This is a genomic window from Selenomonas sp. AE3005 (genome assembly GCF_000686945.1).
Taxonomy (GTDB): domain Bacteria; phylum Bacillota; class Negativicutes; order Selenomonadales; family Selenomonadaceae; genus Selenomonas_A.
In genome coordinates this window covers 204246-222076 of record NZ_JMME01000001.1, presented here as the reverse complement: position 1 = coordinate 222076, position 17831 = coordinate 204246, and the positions used below count along the sequence as shown (strand labels likewise).

Genomic DNA, 17831 nt, shown 5'->3' with positions numbered 1-17831 from the left:
ATTTATGTTAAGCTGTAAACCCCTATTTTTATTTTTCTTCCGTCATAATGCTGTAACAAATCTGCCCGTAAAGCGGATGTTTGACGATACGGCGCCGCACTGACACTTTTAGCCGCCGTCCCTGACAGGAACAGAGATGATAATGGTAAACCTGTGCCTCATCTACGTCCTGATGGAAGGATTCCACCTCTTCCGCCGGCAGCAGTTTCAGTACCGAACCATGAATATGTTTCTGCAGCTCGTTCATATTCGCACAATCTGCATAGGTCAGGAACATATCATTGGCATACAGCAGGGTGTTATCCTTATCCAGCCGGTAAATGCACAGCGCGGCCGGCAGGTTCTTGCTGACAATCCGCAGGTTGAATCCCAGCTGGCTCCTGTCCTGATTAGCCAGGGATTCATCATAGACGCCGCAGTTATTTTTGCCTTTTAGTTTCACGGCGTACAGGGCCTCGTCAGACTGACGGAACAAATCCCCCAGACTTTCGGCCATCTGCGGATAAGCGGAAAAACCGGCCGAAGTAGTAAAGCTGTAATTTTGGCCGCCCACCGTATAATTCTTGGCCATCATACCAAATTCCTGTATACGGGGCCAAGCGTCCTCGAGCGCAATATTCTGCATGACCACGACGAACTCATCACCGCCATTGCGGGCCACAATACTGTTGCTGCCAAAGAAGGACTGCAGCATTTCGGCCATGCGCTGCAGGGCCACATCACCGGCATCATGACCGTACAGGTCATTTATCAGCTTAAAATCATCGATGTCCATGGTTATCAGCACGGCCTGACGTGACCTGTCCCACCACTTCCGCAGGGCCTCATCGAGGCCAAGGCGGTTCAGCAGACCTGTCAGGGAGTCATAATAGGTCATGCGTTCCATTTTATCCATGGATTTTTTTAGTTCACTGGTCGTCCGTCCAAGTGCCCGGCTTAAATCACCGATTTCATCATGGCCGCCTGACGGTACATCAACATCGAGATTGCCGGCAGCGATATCATTAGCCACGGCAGTCAAATCCTGCAGACGTCTGGTCATCCGCCTGGTCATGGCGATACTAACCAAGGAGAACAGCAGCACCATGATGATGAACACTACCACGAGCTGGATTATCCGCAGAAATGACATGAAATGGATTTCCTGTACCGGTGCCAGTACCATCAGCGCCAGACCATTACGCAGGTTCACCGCTGTTGTATCATATTCCACGCCATTCCACTGATAACGTACCAGCTGGTCACTGCGATTGCGCGGGGCGACAAAAAACTTATTCGCCTGCTGCAGCAGCTGACCGTTGCGGCTGGCCTCTATGCCTTCGGGATTGTCAGCCGTGTAATGTATCTTACCCGTCAAATCAGTACAGAAGGCCTTGCCGGAGGCATACTCAGGCACCTTTTCGATACGGTTCAGGAACTGCTGGAAGTCAATATCCACCCCCACCACAGCTACTAAGGTATCTCCCTTAAAAATAGGCACGACATAGGAAAGCATATAGCGTTCTTGAACTTCTGAGTAATACGGCGGCACCCAGACAGGTTTGCCGTTTTTGACCGGCAGCGTATACCAGCTGGTATGTTTGACATCATCATGGGCAAATGACGATATCGGTGTTATTTTACGCGGTTCAAACTCCGTCTTATTATACGGACGGACGCGCCACAGATTGTCATCGGTGCCGGCCAGCGACTCAACATAGTATATATAATATGAGCAGATAAAATCCACATTGCTTACGGCATTTTGAAAAGAATGATTTACATCGGCTGCCACGTTCTGCCTGACAGTTTTACTGCGTAAATCCTCCGGACTGCCTATACGGCGTTCAATGTCGCGGGCCACGAAATTGGTCACATCTTCAGCCTGTATAAGTTCGACATTGATAAGCTCCCGCTGGTTTTCCGCCACCCGGTTCATATTCTGCGCTTCACTATCCACCGTCAGCCGGTCAATGGATAAAACGCTGACTGTACCCATGCACACAGCCAGTACAAACATCGATGTCAGACACAGCGCGAGTATCTGCATCTTGATAGAACGAAACATAACCCAAAACTCCCCAATACATGTAACCGCCTGCCCTTCCTGTGCACGCGGTTACAACCTGTTACCTACAGCTGGGACATTTTTCCCTGCAAAACTTCTTTTGCCATGTTTAGCTGCGTATCCTCCCGGCTGTCCTCAGTAAAATTCACCGTGACATCCGGCTCAATGCCGACACCGTCAATACAACGGCCGTTGGGTGTGTAATACTTGGCAATGGTCAGTTTCAGGCCATCGTCATGGAAAAGCGGCACCACGACCTGTACGGAACCTTTGCCATAGGATTTAGTGCCCACCAGGGTGGCCGCCTCCCTATCCTGCAAGGCCCCGGCTAAAATTTCCGACGCGCTGGCACTATTACCGTCAATAAGCACCACCAAAGGATATTTAGCCTTTTCCAGCGAAGAATCATATTCTTCCCTGCTGCCATCCCGCTGCACCACGGAAACAATATTGCCCTTGGGCACGAGCATATCAGCTACCTCTACACAGCTCGTGATTAGGCCGCCGGGATTTTGCCGCAGGTCAACAATCAGCCCCTGCATGCCGGCCTTTTCCAGCGCAGCGTATTCAGACTTAAATTCCTCACCGGTGTTTTCGCCAAAAGACGCAATCCGGATATAGCCCATCTTGGAGCCTTCCAGCATTTTGCCCTTGACAGACGGCACCTTGATGATATCCCGTTCCAGGGTATATTCCGTGTCCTCACTGCCCTCGCGGTGAATCATCAGTTTGACCTTGGTTCCGGCCTCACCGCGAATATGCATGGCCACTTCCTCGCTTTGATACTCCGTCACCGGCGTACCGTCAACAGTCAGGATTTCATCACCGGCTTTCAGCCCGGACCGTTCTCCCGGAGTGCCCTCCAGTACCGATATGATGGTGACTTTATCGTCCTTAAAGCCCATGGTGACACCGATACCGCCAAAAGCGCCGGCCGTATGTTCCTTCAACGTCTTATACATGGAGGATTTCATATAAATTGAATGCGGGTCGCCGAGGGACTGCACCATGCCGTTTATCGCCCCGTCAATAAGACTGGTGGAATTTACCTCATTCACATAACGGGATTCAATCATGCGTTTAACCCCGAAGAACCGCAGTAAATCACCGGCACTTTCCTTGCCCAGACCTGCGAGATTCACCAGCGCCGCAACGGTCAAAAAGCTGGAAATCAGCGCCGTCAGGACGATTATCAGGCATATCTTTTTCTTACTCAACAATTTCACCTCTGTTTAGAGATAACCATACGGGCTTACCGGTTCACCATTTTGCCGCACTTCGAAGTGACAATGCGGACCGGTGGAGTTGCCCGTGGAGCCGCAGTAAGCAATGGTTTCTCCCTGACTGACCTGCTGGCCTACGGATGCGGCCAGAGACTGATTGTGCCCATACAGGGTGGTAATACCGCCGCCATGATTGATGATGATGGTATTGCCATAGCCGGAAATCCAGCCGGCATATTCTACCGTCCCGGAGGCGGCCGCCGCTATGGGCACACCGTAATCAGCACCGATATCGATACCGCTATGATACTTCTGCGTACCGGTAATCGGGTGAACGCGCCAGCCGTATTCGGAGGTAATCGTACCGCCCACCGGCCAAATCATGGAGCCATTGCCGCCGCCGGCAGACGCCGGCATGTTAGCCATACTGCTGCGCCGGAGCATTTCCTCTATCTGTTTGGAGGCCGCCATGAGTTCATCGTACTGTCTGTCAACGGTGGCTTTATCATTCTTCATCTGGTCGATGATAGCCTGACGCTTGCGAACCTTCTCCTCCATCGACTCACGAGCCCGCCGGGCTTTTAATTCCTGTTCAGCCCTGGTTTCCTTATCCTTTTCGAGTTTCTTTTTCGTCGTTTCGATTTCTGTTTTCTCGTTCAGCACCAAATGCACTAAATCATAATCCTGCTTAATGACTTTTTTCAGCAGGTCCATGCGTGTCATCAAATCGGAAAAGTCCTTAGCACCGAACAGTACGTCCAAATAGGAAATCTGACCATTGACATAGATATCCCGGACACGCTTGCCCAGTTTATCACTCTTTTTCTGATAATCAGCCTCAACTTCCTTAAGGCGCGTTTCATTCTGTTCCAGACGCTGCAGGGTTTCATCCAGCGCGGCGCGCAGGGATTTATGCTCTGCAATCGCCGCATCAGCCTCTTCATCGATGGCGCGTTTTTCCTCGGATAAGGATTCTATCTTGGATTGCAGGGCATCGCTTTCCGCCCGTTTATCCTCGGCCTGCTTGTCGTAGCTGGCCTTGTCATCTTCTAAAGCGGCATACGCCGCAGTAGACGTGGAAAAAGCAGCCAGAACAGCAGCCGCCGTAACTTTTTGCCATTTTTCCATAATTACACCTCAAGGAAACGTTTCAAGGAGAAGGCCGAACCGATGGCCCCGATAACCATGCCCGACAGAATAATGGCGACTGTCACATAGTTCATAAAGGGATACTGGGGCATAAGCGGGAAAAAGGCCAAAGTGCTGTAAATCTTGGCAGCCATAGCCGCGTAGAAACTGCGCAGCGCTATAGCCGACAAAATTCCGCCGATACAGCCCAGTACAATGCCTTCCATCAGGAACGGCCAACGGATAAACCAGTCCGTAGCGCCTACATATTTCATAATGGCAATTTCCTTCCGCCGGGCAAACACCGTCAGGCGGATGGTATTGGAAATGATAAAAATCGTAGCGCCGGCGAGCAGCAGCATCAGCACCAGACCGAAAATACGCATGAGCCGGGTGATGTCAAAGAGGTGTTCCACCACGTCCTGACCATATTTGGCCGACTCTACCCCGTCCATACGCTCAATGGCCTTAGCCGCCGTTTCCACCATATCCGGCTGGGCTACCGTCAGCTCAAAGGCGTCAGGCAGCGGATTTTTGTCCCCCAAAGCCTCCAGCAGATATTTCTGGTCTCCGAGGCGCTCGGACAGGCGCGCTTTGGCCTCGTCCTTATCCACGAATTTCACCGTATCAATGCCCTGCATTTTTTCGATATTGCTCTGCAAATCAATACGCTGCTGGCGGCTTAAATCTTCCTCCAGATAAACGCTGATTTGTACCTGTGATTCCAGTGTGGAGGCCATACGGTTCATATTCAAAACCAGAATGAGGAATACCCCCAGCACGAATAACGACACAGCCACCGTACCAATGGAGGCAAATGACATCCAGTTGTTGCGGCGCAGGGAGCGGAAAACCTCCTGAATAAAGTATTCACCTGTTCTAAGCTTCATAGCCATAGCCTCCCCGTTGCTGGTCGCGGACAATGCGGCCATCTTCGATGGCGATTACCCGTTTTTTCATGGTATCGACGATATTGCGGTCATGGGTGGCCATAACGATAGTGGTACCTGCCCTGTTGATGCGCTTGAAAATATCCATGATATCCCAGCTGGTTTCCGGGTCCAGATTACCGGTAGGTTCGTCCGCAATGACGATGGACGGATTATTGACAATAGCCCGGGCAATGGCCACACGCTGCTGCTCACCGCCGGACAGCTGTGAGGGGAAACTCCTGTATTTATCACGCAGGCCTACTACGTCAAGCACAGAATTGACACTGCGCTGCATCAGCCGGCGCGGTGCCTCGATTACCTGCATGGCAAAGGCCACGTTTTCAAACACGGTCTTATCCGGCAGCAGGCGGTAGTCCTGGAAGATTACCCCCAGCTCACGGCGCAGATATGGCACCTCCGAACGGTCCATCTCCACCACATCGTGACCATTCACCAGCAGACGGCCCTCGGTGGGCAGTTCTTCCCGGAAAAGCATCTTGATAAAAGTGGACTTACCGGCACCGCTGGGGCCCACGACAAAGACAAATTCGCCCTTTTGAATATCCACGTTTACATGGCTCAAAGCCACTACGCCTGTATCATAGGTCTTACAGACCTCACGCATCTGTATCATCAGGATTTTTCCTCCCATAAAAATAAGCTAATCATTATTGTATCATATTTTCTACCAGAAAAGCAAAAAATAAGGAGCTATGGACTGTTGCAGCCATAGCTCCTCCTGCTATTTGCATTTCTTTTGCACGAATCTTATTATGCTGCGTCCGAGCCAGACGATGGCCCAGAAAAAGTTGGTCAGAAAATTCACCAGCCAGCGTCCTTTTCCCGGTGGCAGTAATTTATTATGGGACATTTACCTGCTCCTTACGGCTGCGCGGCTTGGCTGCCGCCTTGCTTTTCCTGGAAAAATCCAGCACCTTGCCGCTCTTGCGGATACAAATGGTATCCCCGGCCTTAAACTTGCCGGCCAGCAAGAGTTCGGCAATTTCGTCCTCCACCAGCCGTTGGATAGCGCGTTTAAGCGGCCGGGCACCGTACTTGAAATCCGTACCGGCCTCCACGAGTTTACCCCGGGCAGAAGGACTTATCTCCAAGGCAATATCCTTTTCTGCCAGCCGTGACTTGACGTCCTGCAGCAGAATATCGACAATTTTGCTCAGTTCCGGGCGGCCGAGGGGACGGAACACCAGCTGTTCGTCCACGCGGTTGAGAAATTCCGGTTTAAACGTATGCGCAGCCGCGTCGAGCACCCGCTGTTTAGCGGCTTTTTCCTCGGCGCTCTGCTCATCGTCACCACTGACCGCAAAGCCCATAATGCCGCTGCTCTTTTTAAGCAGGCTGGCACCGGCATTGGACGTCATGATGATAACCGTGTTGCGGAAATCCACCGTACGCCCCTGACCGTCAGTCAGGCGGCCATCATCGAGCACCTGCAGTAAAATATTAAAGACATCGGGATGGGCTTTTTCAATTTCATCGAGCAAGATTATGGAATACGGTTTACGCCGTACCGCGTCCGTCAGCTGGCCGCCTTCCTGGTAACCTACATAGCCCGGAGGGGCTCCCACCATGCGGGACACGGAATACTTTTCCATATACTCGCTCATGTCAAAGCGGATAATGGCATCCTCCGAACCAAAGAGGGCATTGGCAAGTGTCCTGGCCAGCTCGGTCTTACCCACGCCCGTGGGACCTAAGAACAGGAAAGAACCAATCGGGCGCTTGGGGTCTTTCAGTCCAGAACGTGCCCGGCGAATGGCCTTGGCTATAGCCTTGACAGCCTCCGCCTGGCCGATAACCCGTGCCCCCAGTGTCTTTTCCAGTTTCAGCAGGCGCGCTGACTCACTGGCAGCTATCTGACTTACGGGAATACCCGTCCATTGGGCTGTCACGGCCGCAATATCCTCAGCTGTCACAGTTATATGATTCTGGCCTTTTTTCTCCCATACCTGTTTGCTGGCGGACAATTCGGCCTTCAGCTGCGATGATTTATCACGCAGGCTGGCAGCGCGTTCATATTCCTGCGCCGTGATGGCCGCCTCTTTTTCAATCAGCGTATGCTCTAACTTCTTTTGCAGCTCATGCATCTGTTCCGTCGGCACCACCTGCCGCATACGTACCTTGGAGGCTGCCTCGTCCATCAGGTCGATGGCCTTATCCGGCAGGAACCTGTCCGTAATGTAGCGGTGTGACAGCCGTACAGCGGCGGTAATGGCCTCATCCTCAATGGTGGCCCGATGAAACTCCTCGTATTTGCTGCGCAGGCCCCTGAGGATTTTTTCCGCGTCCTCAATGCCAGGTTCTTCCACCATGATGGGCTGGAACCTACGGGAAAGCGCCGCGTCCTTTTCCAAATGTTTCTTGTACTCGTCCAAGGTAGTAGCGCCGATAATCTGAATCTCGCCCCGGGACAGGGCAGGTTTCAGGATATTGGCCGCGTCCAAAGCGCCTTCACCGGCACCGGCCCCCACCAGGGTATGCATTTCATCAATGAAGAGAATGACATTGCCGGCCCGCTGGATTTCTTCGATAATCCCCTTCAGGCGTTCTTCAAATTCACCGCGGTATTTAGCCCCGGCCACAATGGAGGCCATGGACAGGGAAATAACCAGCTTGTCCTGCAGCATATAGGGCACAGAACCTTCCACAATACGCTGGGCCAGACCTTCGGCAATAGCTGTTTTCCCTACGCCGGGCTCCCCGAGCAGAATGGGATTATTTTTCGTGCGCCGGGAGAGAATCTGAATGACGCGCTGAATCTCCTGCTCGCGGCCGATAACCGGGTCAATCTGCGCCTCCCGGGCCATGCGGTTAAGGTCACGGCCGTATTTTTTCAGCAAGGGTGTACCCTCACGCTGATGACGCCCCGTCCGCTGTTCCGGCAGTGGCCCGTCACCTTCGGGGTGCTGACCGTCAATTCTGTCCATGACTTCATCCTGCAAAGCGTCCGGGTCCACGCCCATCAGCTCAAAAATCTCCACGGCCGCGCCTTCGGTTTCTTCGAGCAGGCTCAGAAGGATATGCTCCGTGCCGATATAGTTGTGACCTAAGCCCTGCGCCTCCTCCACAGCCCCTTCCATCACCCGTTTGGCACGTGGCGTGTAATAGGGATTATCCGAAGGATACTGCGCCTCCCGGGCCACAATGCGTTTTATCTGCGTCACGGCTTTTTCAAAGCTCATGCCCAACGCCGCCATAGCTCTGGCCGCCAGCCCTTCCCGTTCGTGCAGGAGCCCCAGCAGGATATGTTCCGTACCGATGTAATCCTGCTCCAAATCCTGGGCTGCATATTGGGCAAACTCTATGGCCTTTATTGCCCGGCTGGTAAAATGATTTCGATAATCCATAGTTATTCCTCCAGGCGCAGGCGGTACCTTTCCAAAATTTTGCGTACGTGCTGTGCCCGTAATCTGTCTATTTCCGTTTTTGTAAGGTTTTCATTTTCTGCTAAATTCTGCAGGAAACTGCTGCGGCCGCTGATAAGCACCTCACCATAACACTCCGGGGCAATTCCCCGAATGAGTTTGAGGTCCAGCCCCAGACGGAGGCGTGAGGCCAGTTCCAGCACTTCTTTCTCCGACAGCAGCCGGGCATAAGATAATGTCCCCACGGCACGCCAGACTTCATCCTCCAGGCGTTCCTTCATGTAAAGAGCCAGGGCCTTGCGCGCCCGGCGTTCATGCGCGACGATTTCCGTCACCGCACCGCGCAGGTTATCAATGAGTTCCTGTTCCGAGTAACCGAGTGTCAGCTGGTTGGCAATCTGAAACAGACAGCCCGGCTGTTCTTTTTCGTCGCCAAATAACGGCCTTACAGCCAGCCCCAGCTGCGGTGAGATATTGATGATACTGCTGACATTACGGGTATAAACCATGCCCGGTAAATGCAGGAGCACCGAGGCTCTGAGACCTGTACCCATATTGGTAGGACAGGCTGTCAGATACCCCATCTTTTCATCAAAGGCAATATCGAGCTGTCCTTCCAAAGCATCGTCCACGGCAAAAGCCTTCTGCAAGGGCGTTTCCAGATTAAGTCCCGGTGTCAGGCACTGTATGCGTATATGGTCATCTTCATTGACCATAATGCTGACATTCTGGCTGTCATTGCAGTATACCGTCCGGTGCTGGGGATTTTTCAGCAGATTGTCGCTGATAAGCTGCTTATCCCGCAGTACTTCACGCTGCAGACCGGAAATATTTTCCATGTCCACCCGTGTCATGTGTTCCCCGAGTGCTGTCTCCACCGACGGCATGGCACTCTGCAGGCTCTCATCGGCTTTTTGCAGCTGCGCCAGGTCAGCCCGGTTGGGAAAGGGCAGCTGCCGTAAATTTCTGGCCAGGCGAATGCGGCTGGCCAGAACTACATCGCTGTCGTCTCCTTCAGCTGTCAGCCAGGCCACTTTGCTGGCCTGTAACAATGTATCCAGCTCATTCATGGTCCTGGCCTCCTTCCTTCTGCTGCAGTTCCTGTTTCAAAGCCCGCACCTTATCACGGAGCTCCGCCGCCTTTTCATATTCCTCCTGCTCTACACAGGCCTTTAACTGCTGTGACAGCTGGGCAATGGTATGTTTTAATTCCAGCGTGCCGCCGCTGCGATGCGGAATTTTGCCCCGATGTACACTGGAACCATGAATACGCCGCAAAATTGGTTCCAACTGAACGCGGAAAGTATCATAGCAAGCCGCACAGCCGATTTTTCCCGTCTGACGGAAATCACGGTAACTCATGCCACAGTGCGGACAGCTGAGCTCGCCCGTGCCACCAGAGGCCTTATTTTCCTGCCCCTGTGCACTGCCGAAAATTCCGCGCAGGAAATCATCCACAGATACATGGCGGCCATCCTGCTGCACACCCACAAAATCATTATATGCTGCCGCACAGGATTCACACAGGTGCTTTTCTACCCGGCCATCAGCCCCTATCTGGGTAATGTGCACCACCGCTTCCTTACGGCCACAATCATCACATAACATAAACACACCCCCTAGGAAAAGTTCTCCAATGTAAGCAGCATAGTTTTAAGCATACGCACCCGTTCCTTAGGTGTGATGGATTCCGACTGGAATATCGAAACCACAAACTGCATCATCAGCGAGGCCTCACGGCCGGTAATCATTTCATGCTGCAACAGATATTTTATCATGGACTGTACAACCGGCAGCTCTGTATCCACATGAATGCTGTCCAGCATGTCCTCATAGACCATATTTTTTACCGGCACCTGCACAATGCGGATAAAACCGCCGAGCCCGCGCCGGGATTCCACCACAAAACCCTTGTCCTGGGTAAAACGGGTGGACAGCACATAGCTAATCTGCGACGGAGCACAGGAAATCTCGTCAGCGATATCCGTGCGCCGGAGCTCCACTTTGCCGTCCTGCTGCGTAGCCAGCTGCCGCAGGATATAGGCTTCAATCAAATCGGCAATATTGCTCATTTCTCTCACCCTCTAAAATCCGAACTATTTATAAATCACAATTGACCATTTGACTTTTATTATATTATATTTGTTTTTTTGACTTTTGGCAAGAAAAAATGACTTGTCAACGCTGACAAGTCATTTTCATCATCATTGCAGAGCTTCTTTAAGCACCGCCATATTCTTTTTCATGGTATCGATATAAGCATCAATAGCGCTTTCATTGGCCTCACCAGTTACTACCGGGTCAAGCTGGTAAATCTTTGCCCCTGTTTCCCGGGCAATGGTTTCCGCTGCTGCCGGAGAGTACTGCGGTTCCGTGAACAACACCTTGGCAGCGAGCCCCTTCACCTTCGTAATCGTGTCCTCGAGTTCCTGCGGCGTCGGCTCTGTGCCCGGCTCACGTTCAATGACACTGACGATGTTCAGCTTGAATTCCTTAGCCAGATACGGGAAAGCCTCATGGAAGGTCACAATATCCTTATGCGGCAGCTTGTCGAGCTCACCGTGCATTTCCTCTTTAAGCTGCTCCAGTTTCATGCAATAGTCCAAAGCATTCTTGCGGTAAGCGTCCTTATGACCAGGATCTGCCTCACACAGTCCGGCAGTAATGGCCTTGACCTGGGCAATGGCATAGGTCACCGATAACCACACATGCGGATTGTCAGCCTCCCCATCTTTCAGCAGATTGATATCTTTATAATTGGAGGCCTCGATGGTCTTCATCTTCGGATTCTGCTTGGCAGCCTTTTCCAAAAAACTTTCCATCCCGGCACCATTAACTACAAACACATCAGCGCTTTCGAGTGTCTTCATATCTTCAGTGGTCAGCTGGTAATCATGCAGGCAGCCCGTCTGCGGCTTGGTCATATTGACCACCTTAACACCTTCCACCCCTTTGGTGATATTCAGCACATCAATATACATGGGATAGAAAGACGTGACGATGGTAAATTCCTTCTTGTCCTGGGCTGTCTGGCCGCCGCAGCCTACGGCAAAAACACATACGAGAACAGCCAGCAATATACTCATTAACTTTTTCAAGCAGCATAACTCCTTCCCAATGATAACAACATCTAATTAAGAAACAAATCACATTCTACAGGTGTCAGACTGACTTGTCAAGGTAATTGAGTTAGATTATCAATTGTCTATTCGTTCATATGACAGCAAAAAAGAGCACCGCAGTGCTCTTTTCTGATTCGCTATGAAATTAGCCCAGGATAACCAGGGATTCGTGAGCCTTAACGCTCTGGCCGGCAGCTACATTAAAGCTCTTTACTACGCCGTCAGCGTCAGCAGCGATTTCGTTCTGCATCTTCATGGCTTCAAGAATCAGCAGGGTTTCGCCAGCCTTAACGGACTGACCTTCGCTGGCAACGAGTTTCACGATTTTGCCCGGCATCGGAGCATCGATAGAATGCTCACCAGCGCCAGCGGCTACAGCAGCCTTCTTCGGAGCTGCCGGTGCAGCCGGAGCGGCCGGAGCCGGAGCTGCTTTCGGAGCAGCCGGTGCAGCCTTCGGAGCTGCAACAGCGGATTTTACTTCTTCAACTTCGACTTCATAAGCCGTGCCGTTTACGGTGATATTGAACTTTTTCATTAAATATTCCCCCATCAAAGATTCTTGTCACAAGGATTAGAACTGCCGGGCCAGACCGCCGCGGGCGGACAGTGCCCATACATCGCTGCGCTTAATACGTACAGCGATAACCTTGTTGCCCATCATCATCTGGACAGCAGCGGTAATTGCTGCTACTACTTCTGGCGAAGCGCCATTTGCTTCAGTTTTCATGGTAAAAGACCTCCGAAAGATTAAAGCGGAATGCACCCATGTTTCTTAGCCGGGCCAACTTCACGCTTGCTGGCCAGAGCATTCAGTGCCGTAATAATGCACGGACGGGTTTCCTTCGGCTCGATAACCATATCTACATAGCCGCGTTCAGCAGCAACGTACGGCGTAGCGAAGTTTTCCACATACTCTGCCGTCTTGGCGTCCTTGTCCGGGTCCTTACGGAAAATGATGTTAGCGGCACCAGCCGGGCCCATAACAGCGATTTCCGAAGTCGGCCAAGCCATAACCTGGTCAGCGCCGAGTTCGCGGCAGCACATAGCGATGTAGGAACCGCCATAAGCCTTACGGGTAATAACCGTAACCTTAGGAACAGTTGCTTCACTGTATGCATACAGCATCTTGGCACCATGACGGATGATACCATTATGTTCCTGGTCAACGCCCGGCAGGAATCCCGGTACGTCAACGAGGTTAACCAGAGGAATGTTGAAGGCATCACAGAAACGGATGAAACGCGCGGATTTATCGGATGCGTCAACATCCAGGCAGCCGGCCATAACATTCGGCTGGTTGGCAATGATACCAACGCTGCGGCCGTCGAAACGGGCAAAGCAGCAGATGATGTTGGTAGCAAAGTGCTCATGCACTTCGTAGAATTCACCATTGTCGACGATGGAACGGATAACGTCCTTCATGTCATACGGTGCATTCGGGTTGTCCGGAATAACCGTGTTCAGGCTTTCATCCTGACGGTCCGGGTCATCGCCGGTTTCCATAATCGGCGCGTCTTCCATGTTGTTGCTCGGCAGGAAGGACAGCAGGTAACGAATCTGCTTAATGCAGTCGTCCTCGTCCTCGGCGGCAAAGTGAGCTACACCGCTGCGGGTGTTATGCGTCATAGCACCACCGAGAGCCTCAGCCGTTACTTCTTCAGCCGTAACGGATTTGATAACTGCCGGGCCCGTGATGAACATCTGGCTCGTATTCTTTACCATGTAGATAAAGTCCGTGATAGCCGGGCTGTATACAGCACCGCCGGCGCAGGGTCCCATGATTACGGAAATCTGCGGGATAACACCGGATGCTGCCGTGTTGCGGAAGAAGATGCCGCCGTAACCGGACAGGGCGTCTACAGCCTCCTGAATACGCGCACCACCGGAATCGTTGATACCGATGCAGGGAGCACCCATCTTCATGGCCAGGTCCATAACCTTCCAAATCTTATGTGCATGCTTTTCACCCAGGGAACCGCCTTCGACGGTGAAATCCTGTGCATAAGCATAAACCAGACGGCCGTCAACCGTACCGTAACCGGTCACTACACCTTCGCCGGGCAGTTCTTTCTTCTCCTGACCGAAGTTGGTGCAACGATGTTTCATAAACATATCCAGCTCAACGAAAGTACCTTCGTCAAAGAGCTTGGCAATACGCTCACGTGCTGTCTGCTTGCCTTTTTCATGCTGTTTGGCGATACGAGCTTCGCCGCCGCCCTGCATGATATGTTCTTTTTTGGCATGCATTAAATCAATTTTTTCCTGAACAGTAGCCATTATATACCTCCTCATATAATTAGCTTTTGTGTTCTCCGCTATATATTTTGCACTATTTGCCGGGAAATTGCAAGTTATTATTACCTAGTGATAAATAATTATGGTAAATGCTGCGATTAGTCGCGCTGGCAAAGTTCAAGCAGAACACCATGGGAGGCTTTCGGATGAACAAAGGCAATCTTGGCACCGCCGGCACCTTTACGGGGCTTTTCATCAATCAGGCGTACGCCTTTTTCCTTGAGGTCAGCCAATGCTGCTTCGAGGTTATCTACACGCAGGGCAATGTGCTGAATGCCGCCGCGGCCGCCGTTCTTTTCGATGAATTTGGCAATCGGGGAATCATCAGCCGTAGCTGCTAAGAGTTCAATTTCACTGCCGTTCGGCGTCGGGAAGAAACCCGTGGTTACTTTCTGTTCTTCAACAGTTTCTTCACCATTGTTCGGCAGGCCCAGCATATCGCCCCAGAAGGAGCCTACTTCTTTCAGGTCACCTACAGCAATACCAATATGGTCTACACCTAATACCTTAAACATAATGCACAACCTCCTAAAAATATGTAAATTATTTTTTTAACATCTCATCCATCAGACCGCCTACTACAGTATAAGGGTCTGTATCATGGGCACGGATTTTTTCGACGTATTCATCCAAACGGCCGCTATCCACAATCTGTCCTTTGACAAAATTGTTAATGCCGCTGTTTAAGATATCGAGCATTTCATCACGGGTGCGTTTCGTGCGGCGGCGGGTCAGTTCCCCATTGCCTTCGATATACGCCCTGTGCTTTTCGACTGTGCCGATTAAGTCCTCAATACCCTCATTCTGGCTGGCAATCACCTTGGTAATCGGCGGCCGCCAGTCCGTCATAAAGCTGTCCAAATCCAGCATCATGTTGATTTCCCGCACCAGTTTGTCTGCCCCGTCAAGGTCAGACTTGTTGATGCAGTACAAATCACCGATTTCCAAAATACCGGCTTTGATGGCCTGAATATCATCACCCATACCGGGAATCAGCACGACCATCGTAGTGTCGGCGGCTTTAACGATATCCACCTCCGACTGGCCTACACCGACAGTTTCGACAATAATGATGTCCTTTCCAAAGGCATCCATCGCTTTTACAGCGTCGGCAGTCTTGTGGGAAAGTCCCCCTAAACTGCCACGGGTGCCCATACTGCGGATAAAGACTCCTGCGTCAAGTGTCAGCTCATTCATACGGATACGGTCGCCCAGAATAGCACCACCGGTAAAGGGGCTGGTCGGGTCAACAGCTACAATGCCGACAGTCTTGCCCTGTGCGCGATAAGCGCGGGTAATCTTATCCGTAAGCGTGCTCTTGCCAGCGCCCGGCGGCCCGGTAATACCTAAAACATAAGCATGGCCGGTATGCGGATAGATTTCCTTCATAATCTCCGTGGCCTCGGGATATTCGTTTTCAATGGCTGTAATCGCCTTGGATAAGGCCAGACGATTGCCGTTGAGTAACTCTTTTGCTATATCCATGATGTCACCACCTTTCGGTAGTTTGGCAAGAAAATAGTGTCAGGAAGGAAAGCCCTTCTTATGCAGCTTCCCCCTCCTAACACTAGATACTTGCTTAAATTATTAGAGCTTTACATTTTCTTTGATGAAGTTGACCACATCGCTGGTCGGCGTGCCCGGCGTGAATACCTCAGCAACACCAGCCTCTTTGAGTGCCGGAATGTCGCCATCGGGGATAACGCCGCCGCCGATAATCAGGGTATCAGTCATGCCGTTGCCGCGAACCAGGTCAACCACTTTCGGGAAGAGATGGCCGTGCGCACCGGAAAGGATGCTCATAGCAACAACATTAACGTCTTCCTGCAGGGCAGCTTCGGCAATCTGTTCCGGAGTCTGGCGCAGGCCCGTGTAAATAACTTCAAAACCAGCATCGCGCAGAGCGCGGGCAACAACTTTCGCACCACGGTCATGGCCATCAAGGCCCGGTTTGGCAACAAGAACTCTGATTTTCTTTTCCATTTTGTATTCCTCCAAGCTAAAACTACGCTGTTGATTACAGGCTTACATGTGCCTCGTATTCACCGAAAACTTCACGCATAACGTTGCAGATTTCACCGAGTGTTGCGTAGGTCTTAACGGCATTAAGGATATGCGGCATAAGGTTTTCGTTTTCGTCCTGGCAGGCTTTCTTGAGGTCAGCCAGAGCTGCTTTAACAGCCTCATTGTCGCGTTTTTCCTTCATGGCATTGACTTTAGCCTTCTGGCGTTCGCCAACAGCTTCATCAACCTTCAGCAGGTCTTTTGGAGGTTCTTCATTTTCCATCTGGAATTTGTTGACACCAACGATGGTGCGGGCACCGGATTCAACATCCATCTGCCATTTGTAAGCGGAATCCTGAATTTCTTTCTGGATATAGCCTTTTTCGATAGCAGCTACGGCACCGCCCATATCATCAATCTTCTTGATGTAATCCCAAGCTTCGGCCTCAATCTTGTCCGTCATGGCCTCTACATAGTAGGAACCAGCCAGCGGGTCGATGACATCAGCCAAGCCGCTTTCGTAAGCAACAATCTGCTGCGTACGCAGGGCAATCGTAACGGATTCCTGCGTCGGCAGAGCCAGTGCTTCATCGCGGGAATTGGTATGCAGGGACTGCGTGCCGCCCATAACAGCTGCGGCCGTCTGCAAAGCAACACGGACGATGTTGTTGTTGGGCTGCTGAGCCGTCAGCATGGAACCAGCGGTCTGAGTATGGAAACGCAGCATCATGGATTTATCCTTTTCTGCATGGAAACGTTCCTTCATAACCTTGGCCCAGATACGGCGGGATGCACGGAATTTCGCCACTTCTTCCAGTACGTTGTTATGCGCATTCCAGAAGAAGGACAGACGGCCGGCGAAGTCATCAATCTTTAAGCCTGCCTTAATAGCAGCCTCGCAGTAAGCGATACCATCAGCAATCGTGAAGGCGATTTCCTGAGCCGCCGTGGAACCTGCCTCACGGATATGATAACCGGAGATGGAAATGGTGTTCCATTTCGGTACATTCTTGGAGCAGTATTCAAAGATATTCGTGATAAGGCGCATGGACGGGCGCGGAGGGAAGATATACGTGCCGCGGGCTGCGTATTCCTTCAGAATATCGTTCTGAATCGTACCACGGAGCTGGTCAGCAGGAACGCCCTGCTTTTCAGCCACGGCAATGTACATAGCGAGAAGTACAGATGCCGGTGCATTGATGGTCATGGAAGTGGAAACCTTGCCCAGGTCAATCTGGTCAAAGAGCGTTTCCATATCAGCCAAAGAGTCGATAGCAACACCAACCTTACCAACTTCACCTTCGGAAATCGGGTCAGTGGAATCGTAACCAATCTGAGTCGGCAGGTCGAAGGCGCAGGAAAGGCCCGTAGCACCGTTTTCAATCAACATGCGATAGCGCTTGTTGGATTCTTCAGCCGTGGAGAAACCGGCATACATACGCATGGTCCAGAAACGGCCACGGTACATAGTGGGCTGTACACCACGGGTGAAGGGATAAACACCCGGGAAACTGATTTCATCAGCATAATCATCGCCCTTGATATCAAGCGGCGTATAAAGGCGCTGCTCGGGAAGGTGCGGACGTTCCGGGAAACGTGCTACTGCTTTTTCTACGCTGGCTTCGTATTTTGCAAGCTCAGCCTGGATTTCTTCCGTGCTCATGAGGATATGCCTCCTATTCAATTCATACAGTTCT

17 protein-coding genes are annotated in these 17831 nt (G+C 51.6%); all 17 read right to left on the bottom strand.

Features of this window, described 5'->3' with window-relative positions:
• Nucleotides 1–28 precede the first annotated feature (28 nt).
• Nucleotides 29–2047, bottom strand: coding sequence for a sensor domain-containing diguanylate cyclase (locus tag DL94_RS15095; protein ID WP_028128544.1), 2019 nt, complete (start codon nucleotides 2045–2047; stop codon nucleotides 29–31).
• A gap of 65 nt (nucleotides 2048–2112) precedes the next feature.
• Entirely contained in the window at nucleotides 2113–3264 is a 1152-nt protein-coding gene (locus tag DL94_RS0101060; protein WP_028128543.1) for a S41 family peptidase, read from the bottom strand.
• A 15-nt stretch (nucleotides 3265–3279) separates the two neighbouring features.
• The gene (locus DL94_RS0101055; protein ID WP_028128542.1) at nucleotides 3280–4398 is read right to left on the bottom strand and encodes a murein hydrolase activator EnvC family protein; all 1119 of its coding nucleotides are present in this window, start codon (nucleotides 4396–4398) and stop codon (nucleotides 3280–3282) included.
• Nucleotides 4399–4400: 2 nt separating this feature from the next.
• Nucleotides 4401–5288, bottom strand: a complete 888-nt coding sequence (gene ftsX / locus DL94_RS0101050) for a permease-like cell division protein FtsX (RefSeq protein ID WP_028128541.1) — start codon at nucleotides 5286–5288, stop codon at nucleotides 4401–4403.
• On the bottom strand, nucleotides 5278–5964 hold the full coding sequence (ftsE, locus tag DL94_RS0101045) for a cell division ATP-binding protein FtsE (RefSeq protein ID WP_028128540.1): 687 nt from the start codon (nucleotides 5962–5964) through the stop codon (nucleotides 5278–5280). Before ftsE ends, ftsX begins: the two co-directional genes overlap by 11 nt.
• 226 nt (nucleotides 5965–6190) lie before the next feature.
• The gene (locus DL94_RS0101035) at nucleotides 6191–8695 is read right to left on the bottom strand and encodes an ATP-dependent Clp protease ATP-binding subunit (RefSeq protein WP_028128539.1); all 2505 of its coding nucleotides are present in this window, start codon (nucleotides 8693–8695) and stop codon (nucleotides 6191–6193) included.
• A gap of 2 nt (nucleotides 8696–8697) precedes the next feature.
• Nucleotides 8698–9783 (bottom strand): ATP--guanido phosphotransferase, encoded by a 1086-nt coding sequence (locus DL94_RS0101030; RefSeq protein WP_028128538.1) that lies wholly within the window; start codon nucleotides 9781–9783, stop codon nucleotides 8698–8700.
• Nucleotides 9776–10321 carry a UvrB/UvrC motif-containing protein gene (locus DL94_RS0101025; protein ID WP_028128537.1) on the bottom strand — a complete coding sequence of 182 codons (546 nt, stop codon included), beginning with the start codon at nucleotides 10319–10321 and terminating at the stop codon, nucleotides 9776–9778. Before DL94_RS0101025 ends, DL94_RS0101030 begins: the two co-directional genes overlap by 8 nt.
• An 11-nt stretch (nucleotides 10322–10332) precedes the next feature.
• Entirely contained in the window at nucleotides 10333–10785 is a 453-nt protein-coding gene (locus tag DL94_RS0101020) for a CtsR family transcriptional regulator (protein ID WP_028128536.1), read from the bottom strand.
• 132 nt (nucleotides 10786–10917) lie between these two features.
• Nucleotides 10918–11799, bottom strand: a complete 882-nt coding sequence (locus DL94_RS0101015; RefSeq protein ID WP_037371119.1) for a metal ABC transporter substrate-binding protein — start codon at nucleotides 11797–11799, stop codon at nucleotides 10918–10920.
• Nucleotides 11800–11980: 181 nt separating this feature from the next.
• Nucleotides 11981–12370 (bottom strand): biotin/lipoyl-containing protein, encoded by a 390-nt coding sequence (locus DL94_RS0101010; protein WP_028128534.1) that lies wholly within the window; start codon nucleotides 12368–12370, stop codon nucleotides 11981–11983.
• 36 nt (nucleotides 12371–12406) lie between these two features.
• Nucleotides 12407–12562 carry a hypothetical protein gene (locus tag DL94_RS0101005; RefSeq protein ID WP_028128533.1) on the bottom strand — a complete coding sequence of 52 codons (156 nt, stop codon included), beginning with the start codon at nucleotides 12560–12562 and terminating at the stop codon, nucleotides 12407–12409.
• A gap of 20 nt (nucleotides 12563–12582) precedes the next feature.
• Nucleotides 12583–14112: a methylmalonyl-CoA decarboxylase subunit alpha gene (locus tag DL94_RS0101000; RefSeq protein ID WP_028128532.1), complete on the bottom strand. Its 1530-nt coding sequence runs from the start codon at nucleotides 14110–14112 to the stop codon at nucleotides 12583–12585.
• A 116-nt stretch (nucleotides 14113–14228) separates the two neighbouring features.
• Nucleotides 14229–14645: a methylmalonyl-CoA epimerase gene (gene mce, locus DL94_RS0100995; RefSeq protein ID WP_014424707.1), complete on the bottom strand. Its 417-nt coding sequence runs from the start codon at nucleotides 14643–14645 to the stop codon at nucleotides 14229–14231.
• 28 nt (nucleotides 14646–14673) lie between these two features.
• Nucleotides 14674–15615 (bottom strand): methylmalonyl Co-A mutase-associated GTPase MeaB, encoded by a 942-nt coding sequence (gene meaB / locus DL94_RS0100990; RefSeq protein WP_026765869.1) that lies wholly within the window; start codon nucleotides 15613–15615, stop codon nucleotides 14674–14676.
• A gap of 102 nt (nucleotides 15616–15717) precedes the next feature.
• The gene (locus DL94_RS0100985) at nucleotides 15718–16113 is read right to left on the bottom strand and encodes a cobalamin B12-binding domain-containing protein (protein WP_026765868.1); all 396 of its coding nucleotides are present in this window, start codon (nucleotides 16111–16113) and stop codon (nucleotides 15718–15720) included.
• 34 nt (nucleotides 16114–16147) lie between these two features.
• Complete coding sequence (locus DL94_RS0100980) at nucleotides 16148–17797, bottom strand: acyl-CoA mutase large subunit family protein (protein WP_028128531.1); 1650 nt, start codon at nucleotides 17795–17797, stop codon at nucleotides 16148–16150.
• Nucleotides 17798–17831 lie beyond the last annotated feature (34 nt).